This is a genomic window from Aliidiomarina taiwanensis (assembly GCF_003987015.1).
GTDB lineage: Bacteria > Pseudomonadota > Gammaproteobacteria > Enterobacterales > Alteromonadaceae > Aliidiomarina > Aliidiomarina taiwanensis.
The window spans coordinates 1-21,477 of record NZ_PIPQ01000007.1 but is presented as its reverse complement, the minus strand read 5'-3'; the positions used below and the strand labels follow the sequence as shown (position 1 = coordinate 21,477).

Annotated in this window: 21 protein-coding genes; 20 read left to right on the top strand and 1 reads right to left on the bottom strand. The window is 48.1% G+C overall.

Going from position 1 to position 21,477, the window contains the following annotated elements:
- Positions 1-19: 19 nt before the first annotated feature.
- From fliF to CWE15_RS09770, 16 genes are all read left to right on the top strand, one after another.
- Positions 20-1,720 (top strand): flagellar basal-body MS-ring/collar protein FliF, encoded by a 1,701-nt coding sequence (gene fliF / locus CWE15_RS09845; protein WP_126757922.1) that lies wholly within the window; start codon positions 20-22, stop codon positions 1,718-1,720.
- Positions 1,713-2,780 carry a flagellar motor switch protein FliG gene (gene fliG, locus CWE15_RS09840; RefSeq protein WP_420807756.1) on the top strand — a complete coding sequence of 356 codons (1,068 nt, stop codon included), beginning with the start codon at positions 1,713-1,715 and terminating at the stop codon, positions 2,778-2,780. Before fliF ends, fliG begins: the two co-directional genes overlap by 8 nt.
- 30 nt (positions 2,781-2,810) lie before the next feature.
- Positions 2,811-3,668: a flagellar assembly protein FliH gene (locus CWE15_RS09835; protein WP_126757921.1), complete on the top strand. Its 858-nt coding sequence runs from the start codon at positions 2,811-2,813 to the stop codon at positions 3,666-3,668.
- Positions 3,646-4,980 (top strand): flagellar protein export ATPase FliI, encoded by a 1,335-nt coding sequence (gene fliI, locus CWE15_RS09830; protein ID WP_126757920.1) that lies wholly within the window; start codon positions 3,646-3,648, stop codon positions 4,978-4,980. The genes CWE15_RS09835 and fliI overlap by 23 nt, the downstream gene beginning before the upstream one ends.
- 10 nt (positions 4,981-4,990) lie before the next feature.
- The gene (gene fliJ, locus CWE15_RS09825) at positions 4,991-5,437 is read left to right on the top strand and encodes a flagellar export protein FliJ (protein ID WP_126757919.1); all 447 of its coding nucleotides are present in this window, start codon (positions 4,991-4,993) and stop codon (positions 5,435-5,437) included.
- 79 nt (positions 5,438-5,516) lie between these two features.
- On the top strand, positions 5,517-7,418 hold the full coding sequence (locus tag CWE15_RS09820; RefSeq protein ID WP_157980748.1) for a flagellar hook-length control protein FliK: 1,902 nt from the start codon (positions 5,517-5,519) through the stop codon (positions 7,416-7,418).
- 53 nt (positions 7,419-7,471) lie between these two features.
- Positions 7,472-7,987 (top strand): flagellar basal body-associated protein FliL, encoded by a 516-nt coding sequence (gene fliL / locus CWE15_RS09815; RefSeq protein WP_126757917.1) that lies wholly within the window; start codon positions 7,472-7,474, stop codon positions 7,985-7,987.
- Between the two features lie 16 nt (positions 7,988-8,003).
- Positions 8,004-9,077: a flagellar motor switch protein FliM gene (fliM, locus tag CWE15_RS09810; protein ID WP_126757916.1), complete on the top strand. Its 1,074-nt coding sequence runs from the start codon at positions 8,004-8,006 to the stop codon at positions 9,075-9,077.
- 16 nt (positions 9,078-9,093) lie between these two features.
- Entirely contained in the window at positions 9,094-9,516 is a 423-nt protein-coding gene (fliN, locus tag CWE15_RS09805; protein WP_198675011.1) for a flagellar motor switch protein FliN, read from the top strand.
- Between the two features lies 1 nt (position 9,517).
- Positions 9,518-9,847, top strand: a complete 330-nt coding sequence (gene fliO / locus CWE15_RS09800) for a flagellar biosynthetic protein FliO (protein ID WP_126757915.1) — start codon at positions 9,518-9,520, stop codon at positions 9,845-9,847.
- A gap of 87 nt (positions 9,848-9,934) precedes the next feature.
- Entirely contained in the window at positions 9,935-10,684 is a 750-nt protein-coding gene (fliP, locus tag CWE15_RS09795) for a flagellar type III secretion system pore protein FliP (protein ID WP_126757914.1), read from the top strand.
- Positions 10,685-10,697: 13 nt separating this feature from the next.
- A complete protein-coding gene (gene fliQ / locus CWE15_RS09790) occupies positions 10,698-10,967 on the top strand; it encodes a flagellar biosynthesis protein FliQ (protein ID WP_126757913.1) in 270 nt (89 codons plus the stop codon).
- Entirely contained in the window at positions 10,967-11,749 is a 783-nt protein-coding gene (gene fliR, locus CWE15_RS09785; RefSeq protein WP_126757912.1) for a flagellar biosynthetic protein FliR, read from the top strand. The genes fliQ and fliR overlap by 1 nt, the downstream gene beginning before the upstream one ends.
- Before the next feature lie 9 nt (positions 11,750-11,758).
- Complete coding sequence (gene flhB / locus CWE15_RS09780; protein WP_126757911.1) at positions 11,759-12,898, top strand: flagellar biosynthesis protein FlhB; 1,140 nt, start codon at positions 11,759-11,761, stop codon at positions 12,896-12,898.
- A gap of 75 nt (positions 12,899-12,973) precedes the next feature.
- Positions 12,974-14,611, top strand: a complete 1,638-nt coding sequence (locus CWE15_RS09775; protein ID WP_126757910.1) for an NAD+ synthase — start codon at positions 12,974-12,976, stop codon at positions 14,609-14,611.
- 9 nt (positions 14,612-14,620) lie between these two features.
- Positions 14,621-14,959, top strand: coding sequence for a P-II family nitrogen regulator (locus CWE15_RS09770; protein WP_126757909.1), 339 nt, complete (start codon positions 14,621-14,623; stop codon positions 14,957-14,959).
- 21 nt (positions 14,960-14,980) lie between these two features.
- Here CWE15_RS09770 and CWE15_RS09765 read toward each other — a convergent pair whose 3' ends face one another.
- Positions 14,981-15,712, bottom strand: coding sequence for an outer membrane protein assembly factor BamD (locus CWE15_RS09765; RefSeq protein ID WP_126757908.1), 732 nt, complete (start codon positions 15,710-15,712; stop codon positions 14,981-14,983).
- 113 nt (positions 15,713-15,825) lie between these two features.
- Here CWE15_RS09765 and rluD point away from each other — a divergent pair, with 113 nt between their 5' ends.
- The 4 genes from rluD to pssA all read left to right on the top strand — a co-directional run bounded on the left by rluD (position 15,826) and on the right by pssA (position 21,094).
- Positions 15,826-16,791 carry a 23S rRNA pseudouridine(1911/1915/1917) synthase RluD gene (gene rluD / locus CWE15_RS09760; protein ID WP_126757907.1) on the top strand — a complete coding sequence of 322 codons (966 nt, stop codon included), beginning with the start codon at positions 15,826-15,828 and terminating at the stop codon, positions 16,789-16,791.
- A complete protein-coding gene (gene pgeF / locus CWE15_RS09755; RefSeq protein WP_126757906.1) occupies positions 16,788-17,534 on the top strand; it encodes a peptidoglycan editing factor PgeF in 747 nt (248 codons plus the stop codon). The genes rluD and pgeF overlap by 4 nt, the downstream gene beginning before the upstream one ends.
- A gap of 92 nt (positions 17,535-17,626) precedes the next feature.
- Positions 17,627-20,200: an ATP-dependent chaperone ClpB gene (gene clpB, locus CWE15_RS09750; protein WP_126757905.1), complete on the top strand. Its 2,574-nt coding sequence runs from the start codon at positions 17,627-17,629 to the stop codon at positions 20,198-20,200.
- A 78-nt stretch (positions 20,201-20,278) separates the two neighbouring features.
- Positions 20,279-21,094, top strand: a complete 816-nt coding sequence (gene pssA, locus CWE15_RS09745) for a CDP-diacylglycerol--serine O-phosphatidyltransferase (RefSeq protein ID WP_126757904.1) — start codon at positions 20,279-20,281, stop codon at positions 21,092-21,094.
- Positions 21,095-21,477 lie beyond the last annotated feature (383 nt).

Sequence of the window (21,477 nt, the reverse complement as noted above, 5' to 3'; positions counted from 1 at the left end):
GGACTGAGGAGATTGAACCATGGCTGAGTCTACAGATTTAATGGTTACTGAGAACGAACTGAGTAACGACCCAAAGAACACGGAAGAGCAAAAGTCCGGTTTTATGGAGGCTCTCGCTAATATTGATGTTATGCGACAAGTGATTATTGTGCTTGCGCTTGCCATATGTTTAGCAATTGCTGTATTCATCATGCTGTGGGCTCAGGAACCAGAGTATCGTCCGCTTGGTCGTATGGACACAGACCAACTGATTGAAACGCTAGACTTTTTAGACGCAAATCAACTTGAATATAAAGTTGAAGGTAACACTGTCTATGTGCTGGAAAGTGAAATAAACGCCATTCGCCTACGTATGACCCGCCAGGGAATTGAACCTGCGCGCAGTTCAACAGGGAACGAGCTGATTTTACAAGAGCCTGGTTTTGGTGTGAGTCAGCGCCTTGAAAGTGAGCGTTTAAAATATGCCCGTGAGCAGCAACTTGCCCGCACCATTGAAGAAATGCAGTCGGTAGCTACGGCTCGGGTGTTGTTAGCTGTACCGAAAGAAAACGTATTTACTCGCCGTGAGCGACCGCCCACAGCGAGTGTAATGATTAAAAGCCGTCGCCAGCAACTAAGCCGTGAAGAAGTGGAAGCGATTGTTGACTTGGTTGCTTCGGCTGTCCCGCAATTAAAACCAAACCAAGTAACGGTAACGGATCAAAATGGGCGTTTACTGCACTCCGGCTCACAAAATGAGTTGTCGGCTGCAGCTCGTTTGGAATATGAAATTGAGCGCCAACGTGAACGTGAGTTCATGGAAAAAATAGACACTATTCTCGCTCCTGTGCTGGGTTATGGAAATTACACAGCGCAAGTTGATGTCACCATGGACTTCACCCAAGTTGAACAAACGCAGCGTTCTTATAACCCAGACTTACCAGCTGTCCGCAGCGAAATGATTATAGAAAATAACAGTGTGGGTGGTGGTGCGTCTGGCGTGCCCGGTGCGCTGTCGAACCAACCGCCATTGGAGTCGGACATTCCTCAAGAAGTCACGGGTGGAGCAACAGCTAACGCACGTGAGGGACAAAGTCATCGCGAAGAAACTCGAAATTATGAGCTTGATCAAACCATCAGCCATACCCGCCAGCAAAGCGGCGTGTTAAAGCGCCTGAGTGTGTCGGTGGCGTTAGACCATAAGCGCGGGCAAGGTGAAAATGGTGAAGCTGTACGTGAAGCCTTTACTGAAGAAGAAATAGCCAGCATTCGCCGTATGCTGCAAGGTGGCTTAGGCTATAATATTAATCGAGGCGACTCGATAGAAGTGGTAAGCTTTCCATTCTTAGAAGCCCCTGTACTGGAAGACGCAAGCATGCCTTGGTGGGAAGAAGCCTGGGTATGGCGCTTGCTACGCTTAGTCGTGGGTGGCTTGGTTATTATTGTGCTGCTGCTGACTGTTGTTCGTCCGATGCTGAAGAAACTGATTAACCCGGATGACACGGATAAAAACGAAATGGGTCAGTTGCTTGCGTATGACCAAGACTTAGGTGACGAAACCATAGAACTACTGAGTCAGCAATTTGACTCCGACTCGATTGGTTTTGCACCAGATGGTACCTTGAAGTTACCAGACTTACATAAAGATGAAGATTTACTTAAGGCTGTACGGGCGCTCGTGGCAAATGAGCCAGAGCTTTCATCACAAGTTGTCAAAGCGTGGTTAAACGAAGATGCCTAATACTAAAGACGATATGCAGAACATGCAGGTTGCTCGAGACTCCGGGCAGCCAACATTCGATGTCAGCAAGCTCGACGGTGTTGAGAAAGCCGCTATTCTCCTGCTGAGCTTGTCAGAAGAAGACGCCGCGCAAATTTTAAAGCACCTTGAACCAAAGCAGGTACAACGCGTGGGTATGGCGATGGCTGGATTAGAAGAGTTTAGCCAGGAAAAAGTAAATGCTGTGCATAACCTCTTTCTCGACGACATTCAGAAGTTCACCACCATTGGCTTTAAGTCAGAAGAATTTGTGCGTAAGGCGCTGACGGCTGCATTAGGTGAAGACAAAGCGGGTAACTTAATAGAGCAAATAGTGATGGGCAGTGGGGCCCGTGGCTTGGACTCGTTGAAATGGATGGACTCGAAGCAAGTTGCCACTATTATTCGTAACGAACACCCACAAATTCAGACCATTGTGTTGTCGTACTTAGACCCGGAACAGTCGGCAGAAATCATGTCGCAGTTCTCAGACAAAGTGCGTCTCGACTTAATGATGCGCATTGCAAACCTAGAAGAAGTTCAACCAGCAGCACTGCAAGAGCTGAACGAAATTATGGAAAAACAGTTTGCTGGCCAGTCGGGCGCACAAGCTGCCAAAATGGGCGGCTTGAAAGCAGCTGCAGACATTATGAACTACCTAGATAACAGCGTTGAACAGCCGCTCATGGATGCTATTCGTGAGCAAGACGAGGAAATGGGACAACAAATTCAAGACCTTATGTTTGTCTTTGAGAACCTTATTGATGTGGACGACCGTGGCATACAAACCCTACTACGCGACGTGGAAGGCGAAACACTGCAGCGTGCATTGAAAGCGTCGGATAATAAAATACGTGAGAAATTCTTTAAGAACATGTCCAAGCGTGCTGCTGACTTACTGCGTGATGACCTTGAAGCTATGGGCCCTGTGCGCCTGGCGGATGCGGAGCAGGCACAAAAAGACATTCTTGCGAACGCACGCCGCTTAGCCGATGCAGGTGAAATTATGTTAGGCGGTGGCGGTGGCGACCAGTTTGTGTAACCCAGCCAGGGTAAGGAATTGAGGCGACGTATGAGCGAACGGCATTCAAAACTTTGGGAATTACCTGATATAGGGGACGAAGCTGCACCTGAGCCCGATCGCAAGAATGCGTTAAATATGCCGCTAAAGTGGGCTTATGAGCCGCCAGAGGAGCAGGATGACACACTCGTAGAAGAAAAGGTTAGTCCGCTGACAGCAGAAGCCGTAGAAGCTATTCGTGAAGCTGCACGGCAGGAAGGATTTGCCGAGGGTAAGCAAGAGGGGTTTCAAGCAGGGCATAAAGAGGGCTTTGAGGCAGGTTTTGCGGAGGGAGAGAAAGCCGGCTTTGCAGCAGGAGAAACAGCCGCAAAAGAAGCCGCTGAGGAACTACAAACGGCCTTGTCAGAACATTGGGAGTCGCTATTTGAAGGGCTTCGGCAGCCCTTAAGTCAGGTGGACCAAGCAGTTGAAAATCAGCTAGTTCATTTAAGCAAAGCGCTGGCGCGAGCAATTTGCTGGAACGAGGTACAAACGAACGATGACATTATTCGTGAAGCCTTTCAACGCGGCATTCAACAGTTGGGCATGTCAACCCAACGCGTTGAGGTGTATGCGCATCCTGAAGACTTCGCCTTGCTCGATGCCCGCTGGGACGAGCGTACCCGTCATGAAAAAGGCTGGTTTTTGTATCAAGACGAGTCTGTTACTCGTGGGGGCTGTAGAATTCAAACACCCCTAGTAAATATAGACGTTAGCCTTGAGGCTCGTATGGAGGAGGTATTTGCTCAGCTCTTAAAAGGAGTGAAAGAAATTCCAAACGAAAAGCCTCAAACTACCCCGCCCACTTCGGCGTCCGAAGCATTGAACAGTGAGAGTGAACAACAGCATGACACTGGCGAATCGGATTAAGCAGCACCAAGCACGTATTCATGACGCCCGGCCTCAAGTGTCTGGGCATTTAACCCGTGTTGTTGGTTTAACCTTTGAAGCTGTGGGCGTACGCGCATCCATTGGCTCACTTTGCGGTGTTGAAACAGCGCAAGGAGAAGTAACCGCAGAAGTGGTTGGATTTGATGACGATATTATTTACTTGATGCCCCATGACGACGCATACGGTGTGTTACCGGGTGCGCGGGTTCGTCCTTTATCGCATCAAGCGGGCATCCCCTTGGGGATGGAATTACTCGGGCGTGTCATTGATGGTGCGGGTCACCCATTGGATGGGAAAGGCCCAGTGGTTACTGCACATCATGGTCATAGTGAACGGGTGAAAATGAACCCACTCATTCGGCGGCCTATTCGCCAGCCGTTGGATGTAGGTGTAACAGCCATTAATGGCCTGATTACTGTTGGACAAGGTCAGCGCATGGGTCTATTTGCCGGCTCTGGTGTGGGTAAAAGTGTGTTGCTTGGCATGATGACCCGTGGAACAACGGCAGATGTTATTGTGGTGGGCCTCATTGGTGAGCGTGGCAGGGAAGTAAAAGAATTTATTGAGGACATTCTTGGCGAAGAGGGCATCAAACGCTCGGTGGTGGTCGCAGCACCCGCCGATCAGTCACCGCTGATGCGACTCAGAGGTTGCGAAACGGCGGCACAAATAGCTGAATACTTTCGTGACCAAGGCATGAATGTTTTGTTGCTGCTGGACTCTTTGACACGTTACGCCATGGCGCAGCGTGAAATTGCGCTCGCCATAGGTGAGCCACCCGCGACTAAGGGCTATCCGCCGTCTGTATTCGCCAAGTTACCTGCATTAGTTGAGCGGGCAGGGAATGGTGGCGAAGGGCAAGGCTCTATTACTGCTTTTTATACCGTCCTGACGGAAGGTGACGACTTACAAGACCCTATTGCTGATTCTGCACGTGCCATTCTTGACGGGCATATTGTGCTTTCCCGAGAGCTTGCCGAGTCGGGGCATTACCCTGCCATTGATGTGGAGTCGTCGGTGAGCCGAGTGATGCCGCAAGTGGTGAGTACGGAACATATGCAGCATGCAATGGTTATTAAACAACTTTATTCAACATACCAACGAAGCCGAGACCTCATTTCAATTGGGGCCTACACCCAAGGCTCTGACCCACGCATTGATAAGTCCATTCAAATGCAGCCCCTCATGGAACGTTACTTGCAACAAGGTATGCGTGATATTTCTCCTTTTGATGATTGCGTCACTGTTTTGGCGCAACTGGCTCAGCAAGCGCAGCCAGGTAGGGCTTAGGTGGTAGCTTATGCAAAATAAAGCCTTATTGATGGTGTTAGAACTAGAACAAAGCCGAGAAGAAAAACTGGCGAGGGAATTTGGTCAAGCTCGAAGTCAATTAGATATGCAGCAGCGTCGCCTGGAAGGGTTAACCAGCTACCGAACCGACTACTTACATCAAGCGAATAACAAAGCGCAGCAAGGCATAGGCTCGGCGAGTTTTGGCCGCTACCATGCTTTTGTGGGCAAGCTAGACGAAGGGATAAACCAGCAGCAGCAAAGCTTGCAGAAAATGCAAAGCCAAGTGGAGCAGTTGCGGCAGAACTGGTTAAGCCAGCAGCAACGCCGTAAAGCAATTGAACACTTAATTGACAAACGCGAGCAAGCGGCAGAGAAAAAACGCAGCCGACAAGAACAAGTGACGGCGGATGAATACGCAATGCAGGGCTTTTTGCGGAGAAAACGGGAAATGTAATCGTTGGCGCGTAATTTGCATTCATTTAGATGCAGAGCAAAAAGACAACATACGACCACCTGTAAGGTACATAACGACAATGCAGATACTGAATATAAAACCACAAAGTAAGCAAGTAGCGAACCTGGATGAGGCGGTGCTTTCTGTGCCTTCAGGTGCCCGTGAGCATATGTTTGTGGAAGTATTGAGTGAACAACAGCAGCGTCATAGCAACAAAGCAGATGCGGCAATAATTGCCACAGGTGAGGACACGCCCGTTGTGCAAGGGCAACCCGTGGACGGCGGAGATTGGCATGACTTTCTTCAGCAAGTTTATGATGGGGCTATTGAAAAACAGGGTCAAAGCAATCAGAGCGATGCCGCTCCAACCGTTGGCTTTGGCGATGAGCCCGTTGGTATTGTCGGCTTGCCGCTGACAGCAGACAGTCACTGGGCACGTGCAGATATTGAGCAAGCCATTGAATTGTTGCAGAAAGAAGGGGTAACCCTTACCGAGGCAGAGCTAAACAAGCTTGCAGCCCTTGTTGATATGCCAAAACGGCCAGGGTTGGCACAGGTTCAGCAGTTGGCTGAGCAGCTAGAACAACCGCTACCGAAAGGGGTGCAGCAAGCGTTTGCAGGGCTTCTAGCGTTAACTGATGACGCCCAGCCTGACTTAACGCCGGCATTGAATAACAAGGCGTTGGCTGACGCTGTTCGTGGAAAGACACCTCCGCAGTATCGTGGCGAAGACATTTCCGACCAAGAGACCTTACGTGCGTGGTTAGTTGAGAACCAATTATTACCGGCAAATACCACCGCCGAGATACCTCACGAAGTGGTGCAAGCCTTCACGGAGAATGACTTTAGCTTACTGAAAAGTTGGCTTGCTCAGCAAAGTGGCGCCCCTACCGAGCAGATCCTACCCATTGACGAAGTTGAGATAGGTATAACCGATGAAGCCGAGAGTGTGGCGAGTGGCGCTATAACCAAAGAAGACTTTATCGCTTGGTTGGACAGGCAGCAGGTGCCGGCTGATGCTCGTGAGGCAGCCATTGCTTTATTTGAGCAAAGCCAGCAAGTGCTTAGAGGGTCGAGTGCGCCGCAGTCTGAAGCGGTTCAGTTGGCCTTTGCCCGCTTCGTCAATAGCCTGCAAGAATTATTAGCGCAACCTGGCAATGTGCAGCAGTTAACAGCCGCATTAGAGCAAATGAAGCACCAACTGGAAACGATGGCTCCTACTATGAGTCTGCAGCCGATTCCAGAAAACAAGGTGCTACAAGTTTTTGCGGCAGCCGCACAGGAGCTAAAGCAGGCTGTTCAGGAAGTACAACGCACTGAGCTAGCACACGTGCCAATGAAAGAAGGTGCGGCACCGCGGTTAACCGAGGGGGTGAGCAGTATTCCAAACATGCCAGACGCCAATACTGTAAGTTCAGTGTCGCCCGTGTTGAATGGCCCGTTGCAACAACCGCAAGCGCAGCAAGCTTTGTTGCGACCACTCCCAACGATGGCAGCACCTCAGCCGTCTGAGACTTTATTTGAGCAAGCACGCCAGCAACAGCAATACATTGACTTGTTTAGCCCACGGGCGGCAACTCAACTAAAAGACCAAATGGCCGTTATGTTTAATAATAGGAACCAGTTTGCAGAAATGCGACTAGATCCACCGGAGCTTGGACGGTTGAATATTCGTTTGCAAATGAATGGCGACCAGCAAGCGGCGGTAACCTTTATAGTGCATTCGCCACAAGCCCGTGAAGCCGTAGAGCAGGCAATGCCAAGGCTGCGAGATATGTTGCAAGAGCAAGGTATACAGTTGAGTGACGCCAATGTGCGGGAAGAAAACGCGCAACAAGCGAAAGAGCGCCACCAACAAGCGCAGCAGAAAGGGCGTGGAAATGGACATGCTGGCGAAACAGACAGTGAAGTAGACGAGAATGCACCTATGCAGCAGGCAAATATAGCAGTGCCTGAAGGCCGGATTGATTATTACGTTTAACCGGGCTGTGATAGCCTATTGGGAAACGCAAAGGACGAGAAAGAGAGAAACGAATGGCAGCTGAAATTGAAACCCAAGAAACAGGTAGCACAGAACAGAAAGGCGCCTCGAAAAAGTTTATTTTGATTGGGGTAGCTGCTGTCGTTGTGCTTGTTGTAGGTATTGCCGCGTTTTTCTTATTGAGCTCGGGTGAGGAAGAAGTTAGTTCAGAGCAACCCAGAGGCTTAAGTGTCACGGGGCCTGCAGCGGGCACAGCGTACTATGTAAAACTTCCGCGTCCGTTCATTTTTAATGTGCCTGGGCAAACGCGTGACCGGCTAGTGCAAATTACAGCAGAGCTGATGGTGCGCGGCCCCCGTAACGACGACTTAGCGCGTCAACACATACCGAAAATTGAAGGCTTGTTGCATAAAACTTTTTCGTCGGTGACGTCGGAAAGCTTGCAAACACGCGAAGGGCGGGTCGCCCTGAGAGAAGAGTCACTACGAGTGTTACGTGAGGCTCTTGAAGAATTAACCGGAAGCCCTGTTGTTGAAGAATTGCTCTTCACGGGCTTTGTCATGCAATAGGTGGTGAGCTATGGCTGTGAGTGATTTATTATCCCAAGACGAAATAGACGCCTTATTGCATGGGGTCGACGACGTTGAGGAAGAGCAGGTTGAACTGACAGGCTCTGATGCAGACGCTATTGATTTTGACTTTTCGTCGCAAGATCGGATTGTGCGTGGGCGTATGCCAACGCTTGAAATTGTGAACGAACGATTTGCTCGGCACATGCGTATTAGCTTGTTTAATATGATGCGACGCAGCGCTGAAGTGTCGATAAACGGCGTGCAAATGATTAAGTTTGGTGAATACGTACATACGCTGTTTGTGCCAACGAGCCTTAACATGGTGCGATTTAGACCCTTAAAAGGAACAGCGCTTATTACGATGGAAGCGCGCCTTGTTTTTATTTTGGTAGATAACTTTTTTGGTGGTGATGGCCGCTACCATGCCAAGATAGAAGGGAGGGAGTTTACGCCTACCGAGCGACGTATTATTCAAATGCTGTTAAAGCTGATTTTTGAAGACTATAAAGAAGCTTGGGCACCTGTTATGGATGTGGGCTTTGAATACTTGGACTCGGAAGTGAACCCTGCCATGGCCAACATTGTGAGCCCCACAGAGGTGATTGTCATTAGTTCATTCCACATTGAGTTAGACGGTGGCGGTGGTGACTTTCATGTGGCGTTACCTTATTCCATGTTAGAACCCATTCGTGAACTATTAGATGCCGGGGTGCAAAGCGATAAAGAAGACACAGACTTACGCTGGAGTAAGGCGTTACGTGACGAAATTATGGATGTGCCAGTTGAGTTGCGTAGCAAGCTGTGTGAAACAGAATTGTCTTTAAGAGAAGTGATGGACTTGGAAGCTGGCGATATTATTCCAATTGAAATGCCGGAAGACTTAACGGTATTTATTGAAGACTTACCGACCTTTAGGGGTAAACTTGGTCGTAAAGATGACAACTTGGCAATTCAGGTGTCGTCGAAAATAGCACGGCCAGAAACGGTAAAGTCTGATATTCATATGCTAACCCGAGGTGGCCGCAGAATTGGTGGTGACGCGGAACTGCAAGAGTTAGAAAAAGACTTTGATCCAAAAGCGCGCTAAGTGCTAGGAGAATCTTATGAGCGATGACATAGACAACAAACAGGGTGATGGCGATATGGACGATTGGGAAGCGGCACTCGCCGAGCAGGCAGCCTTAGAAGGCGGCGAAGGTGAGAATGAGTCGGTAAAAGCTGCTGAGCTAGATGAGCTAAAAGACGAGTCCGCCAGTAGTGAAGAGTCGGGCCGGCTGGATGCTATTTTAGATATTCCAGTTACCATTTCTATGGAAGTGGGGCGCAGCCAAATTAGTATTCGTAACTTACTTCAGTTGAACCAAGGTTCAGTTGTTGAGCTTGAGCGTATAGCTGGTGAACCCCTAGACGTGCTTGTCAACGGCACCTTAATAGCGCATGGTGAAGTGGTGGTGGTTAACGACAAATTTGGTATTCGTTTAACCGATGTGATTAGTCAGATTGAGCGTATTCGGAAACTGAAATAGCATGCAAGAAGCACAGAGTACTACAAGCGTGGTAGGTGCGAATTCAGGCCCCATTATGTCGTGGGGCGACGTTGGCACTACCTTAGTAATGCTAATAGTTGTGCTAGCGGTTATTCTCGCCTTAGCACATGTAGTAAAGCGCTTTCATCTGGGGTTGCCAAAACACAAGAAGCAAGATGTGCAGGTTGTTAGTACCTCTATGGTGGGCCCTAAAGAGCGAGTTGTGGTTGTGCAAGTAGCCGACGTACAGCTTGTATTAGGTGTAACCGCACAGCAGGTTAGTTTGTTAAAAGAGCTGCCCAAACCGAAGGACCCGGACGTACAAGCTTAAGCGTTCCGTTTGTCAGCGAATGGACTTGTAAGCAGCAACTTTGAGGGCAATAATACCCTTATCACAACAATAACGGTGTAAAACCGAATGAAATACCTTATTTTTATAGGCTTAGCTCTTGCGGCTATACTGCTTCCTGAGACTGCTTTTGCGCAGCAAAGTGGCATAAGTGCTGTCACTGTAACCACCAATGACGATGGTTCGCAAAGTTATTCGGTAACGTTGCAAATTCTGGCCGTCATGACAGCGCTGAGTTTTATTCCGGCGCTGGTTATTATGACCACCTCCTTTACCCGCATTATTATCGTGTTGGCTATTCTGCGACAAGCTATAGGTTTGCAGTCATCACCTTCGAACCAGATTTTGCTTGGGCTGACCTTATTTTTAACGTTTTTTATTATGTCGCCTATTTTCAGCCAAATAAACGACGAAGCATTACAGCCATACCTAGCAGAAGAAATTATGCCTTTGGAAGCTGTAGAGCGGGCTCGGGCACCCATAAAAGCCTTTATGATTTCTCAAACTCGAACCTCTGACTTAGAGACGTTTCTTGATATTGCAGGGTATGTTGAAATCGATAAGGTGGAAGACGTTCCCATGTCTATTTTAATTCCCTCGTTTATTACGAGCGAATTGAAAACGGCCTTTCAAATAGGTTTTATGATTTTTATTCCATTTCTTATTATTGACCTTGTGGTAGCCAGTGTCCTGATGGCGATGGGGATGATGATGCTTTCACCCATGCTGGTGTCGTTGCCCTTTAAGTTAATGCTTTTTGTATTGGTAGACGGCTGGAGCATGGTCATGCGCACACTTGCCGGAAGTTTTGGCTTATAGGTAAGGAGCAAGTATGAGTCCTGAAGTGTTTGTTGATGTGTTCCGTGACGCCCTGTTTATGGTGGTGTTAATGGTCAGTGCCATTATAGTGCCGAGTTTGTTGGTAGGTCTGGCGGTTGCTGTGTTCCAAGCGGCGACCTCAATTAACGAGCAAACCTTAAGTTTCTTACCTCGGCTGATTGTCACCATTACAACCATTGGCTTAGCAGGTCATTGGTTTGTTCAGCAACTCATGGACTTTACCATAGGAATGTATATGCGCATTCCGCAAGTTATCGGCTAATGGACGTTACCCTCGACGTTATACTGAGTTGGATGGCGCAGCATTATTGGCCACTGGTTCGAGTGGCTGGGATGTTTAGCACCATGGCGCTGCTTTCAGGACGTTCAGTGCCCGTGCGTATTAAATTAGCCGTGGCGCTGGCCATTACCTTGGGAATAGCGCCTGCCCTGCCACCTGTTCAATATACCTTTGAAACCGTGTCACTTCTGGGCATGTTGATTACCGCCCAACAAGTATTGATTGGGATGATCCTTGGCATTGTGTCGTTAATGGTGGTGCATACCTTTGCCGTTGCCGGACAAATACTTGGAATGCAAATAGGCTTGGGCTTTGCCGCCATGGTGGACCCGAGTTCAGGACAGCAAGTTCCTGTTATAGCACAGTTTTACTTAATGTTAGCCTCGTTGATTTTCTTAGCATTAGACGGCCACCTGATGATGGTGCGTGTCGTGGTTATGAGCTTTGATGCCATTCCTATTGGACCGCGAGGGCCAGACGCAGACGCAATGTATTATATAGCCACCTGGGGCAGTTGGATGTTTGCTGCGGGCATGACCTTTGCTTTGTCAGCGGTGGTGTCTATTTTGGTGATGAACCTAGCTTTTGGCGTGATGACGCGCGCAGCACCGCAGTTGAATATTTTTAGTATTGGTTTTCCAATTAAGCTGGTGTCTGGATTGCTTGTACTTTGGTTGACCATAGGGAATTTTGTTCAGCACTTTGAAGCCCAGTGGAACAGAGGGCTTGATGCGCTCTGTTTTATTTTAAGTGGCCAGTGCTAAGGGCTTACTATGAGTGACGGTCAGGAAAAAACAGAAGAACCCACAGCGAAAAAGCAGGAGCAAGCGCGAGAGAAAGGGCAGGTTGCCCGTTCGAAAGAGCTCGGCACGTTGGGGGTTCTGCTTTCTGCTGCAATCGCACTTATTATTACTGCGCCTCAGTTTGCTCTTGGTCTCGAGTCGATAATGGCGATGCAATTTGAGCTGGACAGAAATGCCGGTTTTGACCAGATGGTAATGTTTCAGTTGTGGCCTAAAGTAGGTTCAGCCTTGCTGAAGCCAATGAGTATCTTTTTCGGTATTGTGGTGCTTGGCGCTTTTGTTGGCAATATTATGTTGGGCGGCTTTAATTTCTCGATGCAGGCAGCGTCACCGAAGCCTTCAAAAATGAGTCCTTTAAAAGGCTTTAAGCGTATGTTTGGGCCTCAAGCTATTGTTGAATTGCTGAAAGGCTTGGGAAAATTCTTTGTTATTGCTATTTGTTCTTACTTTTTGCTGAAGTGGCAATTTCCAAAAATCATTAGCTTATCGGAAGGTATTCAACCCGTTATTTTTGCCGACGCTTTAAAGCTGGTGGGCTTTATATTTGTCCTGATGGTTTTAAGTTTATTGCTGATTGTGGCCATTGATGTGCCTTTTCAAAGCCACAAACACCACAAACAGCTGAAAATGACCAAGCAAGAAGTGAAAGACGAACGGAAAAACTCGGAAGGTAACCCGCAAGTAAAAGCTAAAATGCGCTCGATGCAAATGTCGATGGTGATGCGCAGAATGATGCAAGACATCCCCCAGGCCGATGTTGTGGTTACCAACCCCACCCACTTTGCTGTGGCTTTGAAGTACGACCCTAATGGCCGTGACGCTCCACGTGTTGTCGCCAAAGGTCGCGATGAAGTGGCTGCACGTATTCGTGAAATTGCAGACGAAGCGGAGGTGCCGTTATTGAGTAACCCGCCACTTGCTCGTTCTATTTACTATACAACAGAGCTTGGACATGAAATACCCGAGGGCTTGTTTATGGCCGTTGCGCAGGTACTTGCATATGTCTACCAGCTACGTGCCTTCCACAGTGGGCGTGGCAAACGGCCGAAAAAACCGAGCAGTGAACTGCCTATTCCTGAAGACTTGCAATTCGATGAAGAGGTTGGCTAGCCCTTTCCTATTTACCCCACCCTGCTGGTTCGCTATGATCCAGCCTGCTTTTATGGACTGGAGACGAAAAGACCAATGGCGGATGATGTTTTACGGCTGGCGCTTGCTCAGCTGAACTTTAAAGTAGGCGACCTAACAGGAAACCTTGAGAAAATACGCGAAGCCGTTGCGACTGCTCCAGAATGTGACCTGGTGGTATTTCCAGAGTTAGCCCTGACAGGTTATCCCCTGCAGGACGTAGTTGACCGACCAGACCTCTATACGCAATTAGAAAGCCTCGAGCCTGCCTTGCTTGAACTGTCGTTACAAAAGCCCTTTGTGCTTGGCTTGCCCGTTCGCAACGCAGAGCAGAGTTATAATGCAATGGCTCTCTATGTCGACGGGGAGCGCGTTACGACCTACTTGAAACGAAACTTGCCTAATTATGGCGTGTTCGACGAGAAGCGTAACTTTGGTGCGGGTGAAAAAGCGACAGTGGTGCCATTTAAAGGACACAACTTAGGCTTGTTAATTTGTGAAGATGCTTGGTCTGAGGAAGTCGTGAAGCAGACAGCTGAAGCTGGCGCCGATGTTTTACTCGCCATTAATGCGTCGCCCTTTGAAGTGGGCAAGCTAAATTTGCGTAAGCAGCAAGTCATGGCACGGTGCCAAGAAACACAACGACCTTTTGTCTATGTGAATATGGTGGGAGGCCAAGACGAACTTGTCTTTGACGGTAACTCCATGGTGCTCAATGCCCAAGGCAAAGTGTGCATGCAGCTTCCCCATTGTGAAGAAGCCGTGCAGGTGGTTTCTATTCAAGGGCGCAGAGTATTGACGCAGGAAAAACCAACAGAGCTGCCTGAGCTGGCAAGCACTTACCAAGCGTTGGTGTTGGCTCTTCATGATTATGTGAACAAAAACGGATTCCCAGGCGTGTTGCTTGGTTTGTCTGGCGGCATCGACTCGGCCTTAGCGTTGGCTATTGCCGTGGATGCGCTAGGACCCGAGCGCGTTCATGCGGTGATGATGCCCTATACTTATACAGCGCAAATAAGCGTTGAAGATGCCAAGCAACAGGCAACAGATATGGGCTGTGCATTTGATATTGTGCCGATAGAGTCCATGGTGAATGCGTTTATGACAGAGCTAACACCTCTGTTCGAAAAAACTGAACGCGACACGACAGAAGAAAACCTTCAAGCGCGCTGCCGCGGAATGACGCTCATGGCCCTTTCGAATAAGTCCGGTAAACTGCTGCTAACCACAGGCAACAAAAGCGAGCTGGCGGTCGGTTACTGCACCTTGTATGGCGATATGTGTGGCGGTTTTGCACCCATAAAGGACGTGCCTAAAACCATGGTGTATGCTTTATCACGTTACCGTAATACGCTAGGGACTGCTATACCCGTGCGAGTGATCGAACGACCGCCTTCTGCAGAGTTAGCACCGGATCAAAAAGACGAAGACTCTCTGCCGCCATACGATGTACTAGATGCCATTATCGATGGGTATGTGGAGAAAGACATGAGCTTGGCCGAGCTGGTTGCGCAAGGCTATCCAGAAGAAAGCGTGATGCAAGTGGTACGTCTAATTGAGCTGAATGAGTATAAACGCCAGCAAGGCGCTGTAGGGCCTAAAGTGACAGGCCGTAACTTCCATAAAGATCGCCGTTACCCCATTACCAATGGTTATTTTTGGAATATGGCAAAGACATACGCGGCAGAAAGTTAAGGGTGCTTTATGAAAAAAGTTGAAGCAATTATAAAACCTTTCAAATTAGACGATGTGCGTGCGGCTTTGTCTGATATTGGTATAGCAGGCATGACAGTTTCAGAGGTGAAAGGCTTTGGCCGCCAACGTGGACATACGGAGCTTTACCGTGGTGCTGAATATATGGTCGACTTTTTACCGAAGGTGAAGGTGGAAGTTGTGATTGCAGACGCGGACGTGGACAGATGTCTGGAAGTGATTGTTGAAGCGGCTCAGACAGGTAAAATTGGTGACGGAAAAATATTTGTAACGGATGTGGCTCGCGTTATTCGCATTCGTACGGGTGAGGAAAACGAAGACGCCGTTTAATAGGCGTCTTCGTATACTTGGTTAACCGAAGTTCTTTTCAAGAAGGACTCTGGCGTCTTCCGACTGCTGCTCTAAGCCCATTTCATGATAGCTTTTTACCATTAACTCTAGTGCTTGTTTTTGCTCTGGTACACCAGGGTGAGACTCCACTACCTTTTTCGCACGGTTAGCAGCGGCTAAAAAAGCACCGCGACGAAAGTAATATTCGGCAACATGCAGGTCGTATTGCGCCAAGCGTGAACTAAGGCCTAGCATACGGGCTTGCGCGTCGGCTGCATAAGCACTGTTCGGGTACAAGCGTACCAGCTCGCGAAACTCATCGAAGGCGCGCTGGGCATAGAGCGGGGAACGGTCCGAGCGGTCTACACCAAACATATCTTGAAACATACTACTTTCAGCTTGTTGGTATACAAGACCCCGCATATAGCGCACGTAATCTAAATCCGCATGGTTTGAGTTCAATTGCAAAAAGCGGTCGATTTGTGAAAGGGCCTTGTCTTGGTCACCTATTTTGTACAGGGCGTAAATCAGGTCGAGTTGAACTTGCTGCGTATAAGGGCCGAAAGGGTAGCGGGTATTCATGGAAGTAAGGACTTGCGCAGCTTCAGCAAACCGACCGACATCTAAATACGTTTGCGCCGTTTCGTACATGGTTTCGACGGTGCTGCGTTCAACAACTTCTTGTTTGGGCTTAGAAGAGCACCCACTTAATAAAACGACGCTTGCAAAAACAGCGGCAACGACTAATCTCATGCTTTAATCCAACCTTTATCATTATTTCACTGGGATGAAGATGCTCATCGGGGTAAACTTAATCAACGAAGTGATTGTAACGTACCGAAACGAGGATGCACAGCGCAAGTTATATGACAAATCAAGTTCGCGAAAGCGCAATTATACCTGATGAAGCCCTTGGCCTACGTTTTGACCAAGCCTTAGCGATTATGTTCCCTGAATATTCGCGTTCACAGTTAAAAAAATGGATTCAAAGCGGATCGATTCAATTAGAAGGTGAAGTTGTCACTAAACCCCGGGAAAAAGTTATTCCGGGCATGTCGGTTGCCATAGAGGCAGAGCTAGAAATAGTTGAGGAGCCAGTGGCCCAGCCAATTGACTTGAACATTGTCTATGAAGATGACGATGTGATAGTGATAGACAAACCCGCGGGACTTGTCGTTCACCCAGGTGCTGGAAACACCGATGGGACACTCTTGAATGCATTGCTGCACCATTGTGCAGAGCTTGAAGCTCTTCCACGCTCAGGTATTGTGCACCGCTTAGATAAAGAAACCAGTGGTTTAATGGTGGTGGCAAAGAATGCCAACGCATATACCAGCCTAACGGAAGACCTCAAAGCACGAGAAGTAGTGCGAGAGTATGAGGCCGTGGTGATGGGGGTGATGACAGCTGGTGGTACAGTGAGTGCTCCGATTGGTCGACACCCCACCAAGCGTACCCATATGGCAGTTGTGCCTACAGGAAAAGAAGCGACCACTCATTACCGAGTGATTGAACGCTTCCGAGCTCATACGCATTTAAGATTACGTTTAGAAAGTGGCCGTACACACCAAATACGTGTGCATATGGCGCATATCAAACATGGCCTTGTGGGTGATCCACAATACGGTGGTAGACCACGCCCGCTAGCAAAGTCGAGTGACGAGCTAGCTGCACTATTGCGTCGTTTCCCAAGGCAAGCGTTACATGCTGTGCATCTTTCTTTTGTACATCCTGAAACATACGAGTCGATGAGCTTTTCATCTCCTCTGCCAGACGATGTTATTACCCTCATTAAAACCCTACGTGAGGATAGAGAGGAAAACCTAGCTTGATAGAGACCGTCGCGCCTCGTTGGCAAGTAAACTCTCGCGTGCATGGGTTTACCACGTTGCGCAGTGGCGGGGTTAGTACTGGCCCATACGCAGCTTTAAACCTTGGCTTGCATGTGGGCGACAATGAAGCAGCGGTGCGCGAGAACCGCTTGCGGGTAAGCAAATATTGTCATTTGCCCCCAGAGGTTCATTGGTTACAGCAAGTGCATGGCACGGATGTCGTGCACGTTTCTCAAGCGCCACAGCTGGTGCCTGAAGCAGATGCAAGTTATACCCGAACGCCTCAGCAGGTATTGGCCATCATGACGGCTGACTGCCTTCCCTTGTTTATCGCTGACCATGCGGGAACAGAAATCGCGCTCCTTCATTGTGGCTGGCGCAGTGTTGCTGGTGGTATTATTGAACGCACATTAGCGTCGTTTCAAACACCAACAGGCGGACTACATGCTTGGCTTGGTCCTGCAATTGGTCCCTTGGCATTTGAAGTGGGTGACGATGTTGTGCAAGCAATGGTGCAAATGCAGCCTAACCACTTAAGCCATTTTAAAGCTTCTGGTAACCGTTGGTTACTGGACCTGCCGGCTTTAGTAACTGCAGAGCTTAGCCGGCATGGTGTTTACCATGTTTCTTCGAGTGGGCAGTGTACCTATTCAGAAAGTGAACGTTTTTTCTCCTACCGCCGAGACGGCCAAACAGGTCGCATGGCTTCTTTTCTTTGGCTTGCAGCACCTCCTGCTGAATAAGACAAACTTAAATTGATTAGAATTCAACCTTGAATTAGCAGCTTTCCGTGCCCATATAGCAAGTATAAGCAGTGGGATAAGGAAACAAATTCATGCGATTAGATAAATTTACAAGTAAGTTCCAGCTTGCTCTCTCAGATGCTCAGTCATTAGCACTTGGCAGAGATAATCAATATATAGAACCGGTTCATTTAATGACTGCCTTGTTAAACCAGGAAGGCGGTTCGGTGCGTCCATTGCTCCAACTTCTTGGTGCTGACTTGAATCAAATACGGGCAGAGCTTTCAAAAGCCATTGCTGCACTGCCGCAAGTACAAGGCATTGGTGGTGAAGTGCAGCTTTCTGCGGCTACCGGCAACTTATTAAATTTGTGCGACAAGTATGCTCAAAAACGAAAAGACAGTTACATATCAAGTGAGCTGTTCGTTTTAGCTGCGACAGAAGACCGAGGCAAGCTTGGAGAAATACTAAAACAGAACAACCTAACAGCGAAAAATATCGAAGAAGCCATTGATAATATACGCAATGGGCAAAAAGTAGATGACCAAAATGCTGAAGAACAGCGTCAAGCACTTGATAAATACACGGTGGACTTAACCGAGCGTGCTGAGCAGGGCAAAATAGACCCAGTGATTGGCCGTGATGAAGAAATTAGACGTACCATTCAAGTGTTACAGCGTCGGACCAAAAATAACCCTGTACTTATTGGCGAGCCAGGAGTTGGTAAAACCGCAATTGTGGAAGGGCTAGCGCAGCGCATAGTAAACAACGAAGTCCCTGAGGGGCTAAAAAACAAGCGGGTGTTGTCGCTTGACTTAGGCGCGTTACTAGCTGGTGCAAAGTACCGTGGGGAGTTTGAAGAGCGATTAAAAGCTGTATTGAATGAATTGCAACAAGCGGAAGGCCAAATCATCTTGTTTATAGATGAAATGCACATGGTTGTTGGCGCAGGGAAAGCGGACGGTGCTATGGATGCTGGTAATATGCTGAAGCCAGCTTTAGCCCGCGGTGAGCTTCACTGTGTCGGTGCTACGACCCTGGATGAATATCGTGAATTTATTGAAAAAGATGCCGCTCTAGAGCGCCGTTTCCAGCGAGTATTGGTAGAAGAGCCTACGGTTGAAGACACAATTGCTATTTTGCGTGGCTTAAAAGAGCGTTACGAGTTGCATCATTCTGTTGAAATTACCGACCCGGCAATTGTTGCGGCTGCGAGTTTGTCACACCGTTATATCAGCGACCGCCAGCTGCCCGACAAAGCCATAGACCTAATTGATGAAGCGGGCTCTAGTTTACGTATTCAAATAGACTCGAAACCAGAAGAGCTTGATCGTGTCGAACGTCGCATTATTCAGTTGAAGCTTGAAAGCCAAGCGTTGAGTAAGGAAAAAGATGAAGCCAGCAAGAAGCGCCTAGAAGTGTTAGAAGCTGAAATTGCTGAACACGAAAAGACATTCCAAGAGCTTGAAGAAATTTGGAACACAGAAAAAGCTGCATTGCAGGGGCATCAGCATATTAAAGGGATGCTAGACCAAGCCAGAACGGACTTAGAAATAGCACGACGGGCGGGTGACTTAAACCGCATGTCCGAGCTTCAATATGGCCGCATTCCAGAATTAGAGCGAAAATTAGACTTTGCTCTGCAAGCTGAAATGCAAGAAATGAACTTATTACGGAACCGTGTAACGGAAGAAGAAATAGCTGAGGTGTTGGCGCGTTGGACCGGTATACCCGTGAATAGAATGTTGGAAGGTGAACGCGACAAGTTGTTAAACATGGAAGATGTGCTGCACGAAACCGTGGTTGGGCAGCGCGAGGCGGTTGTGTCTGTGGCCAATGCTATTCGCCGCTCCCGAGCAGGGTTAAGTGACCCGGCCCGGCCTATAGGTTCGTTTTTGTTTTTAGGTCCAACGGGTGTAGGTAAAACAGAACTGGCAAAAACCTTAGCGCGCTTTATGTTCGATACTGAAGAAGCCATGGTGCGCATTGATATGTCCGAGTTCATGGAAAAGCATGCGGTTGCACGTTTAGTTGGTGCACCACCCGGTTATGTAGGCTATGAAGAAGGAGGCTACTTAACAGAAGCAGTTCGTCGCCGTCCTTATTCTGTCATTCTATTGGATGAAATAGAGAAAGCGCACCCAGATGTATTCAATATACTTCTGCAGGTACTAGACGATGGCCGCTTGACCGATGGCCAGGGGCGTACTGTCGACTTCCGGAATGTTGTTATTATCATGACGTCGAACTTGGGCTCTGAACTCATTCAAGAAAAGGCAGGGAGCATTGAATATACGGAAATGAAAGAAATGCTTAACGAAGTGTTAGCACACTCGTTCCGCCCAGAGTTTTTAAACCGTGTAGATGAAACCGTGGTGTTCCACCCACTGGGTGCGGACCATATTCAACGCATTGCGAAGTTACAAATAGACCGTTTAGTGGAACGCTTAGAAGAGCGCGAGCTGACCCTTGATATAAGCGATGATGCACTAGCTCTCATAGGGGAAGTGGGCTTTGACCCATTGTTTGGTGCGCGACCGTTGAAACGAGCCATCCAAAATGAGCTAGAAAACCCGCTAGCACAGGCTATATTGCAAGGCGAATTTGCACCGGGCGACACCATCAAAGTTACGCGAGGAGAACAAGGGCTGTTAATTAGTTCTTAAGAGTAAGGTTGATCCCCTTCTTCAAAGACTGTGATACTCTTATAGGGGTATTACAGTCTTTTTATTATGGGAATTTATATGTCAGAGCAACAAGAACGGGGCCGCACACACCGCGGAATCTATTTATTACCTAACCTGTTTACTACAGCAGGTTTATTCTCTGGCTTCTATGCCATCGTTGCGTCGATGAATGGCGACTTTCAGCAGGCGGCCATTGCAGTTTTTGTGGCGATGATTTTTGACGGCCTTGATGGACGCGTTGCCCGACTGACGAATACGCAGAGCGAGTTCGGTGCTGAATACGACAGCATGGCGGACATTGTTTCATTTGGAGTGGCACCAGCGTTAGTTGCTTATAACTGGGCGCTACATGACTTAGGTAAGTTAGGTTGGCTGGCGGCATTTATTTTTGTAGCAGGTGGTGCCTTAAGACTTGCTCGTTTTAATGCATCGCTAGGTACTGCTGATTGTAACTTCTTCCAAGGCCTTGCTATTCCAAGTGGTGCAGCCATTGTTGCAGGCATTGTGTGGGTTGGAGCTCGCTACGAGATAGAACCAACCAGCATTGATATATTAGTTGCACTATTAACGATAGTGTCTGGCTTACTTATGGTGAGTAACTTTAAGTACCATTCCTTTAAGGATGTAGACTGGCGCGGCAAGGTAAACTTTTTAGTTATCCTTCTTATTGTTTTAGTATTTGTCGTCATTGCCACAGAGCCAGCATTGGTATTGTTTATCTTGGCTGTGGTGTACGCAGCATCAGGGCCTATCTATACCATTCGCAAATCGGGTCAGTTAAAGCTCAAAGATGTACTAGGTGATGAGATTGATGACGCGGACTTCAATGATAAAACACATGAAGAGAAGCAAGAAGAAGAAAGCAAGAAGTAAAGTATAAGAGTGTATATAGTTGAGAAAGGGCTGAAACCTCAGGTTTTAGCCCTTTTTTTGTGCGTGTTGGCTGTATTTTAGGCAGTCGAAACTAATTTTGAAAATAGTGGTTGATCTAATGAAAATGATCTCTATAATTCGCATCCGTTGTCAGGCACAAACCGGCAACAGCCAAGAAAAGAAGCGCTAAGAAAAATAAATTTAGCCCTTGACTTTACTGGCCGGAAGCGTAGAATACGCTTCCCTGCTTCGGAACGAAGCAACGCTCTTTAACAATTTATCAAGCCAAGTAATCTGTGTGGGCACTTGCAGACAAAAGCATCAACATAAAGACCAACTTCGGTTGGCAATAGTTGAACTTTTGAATGGAAGAGCCTTACAAA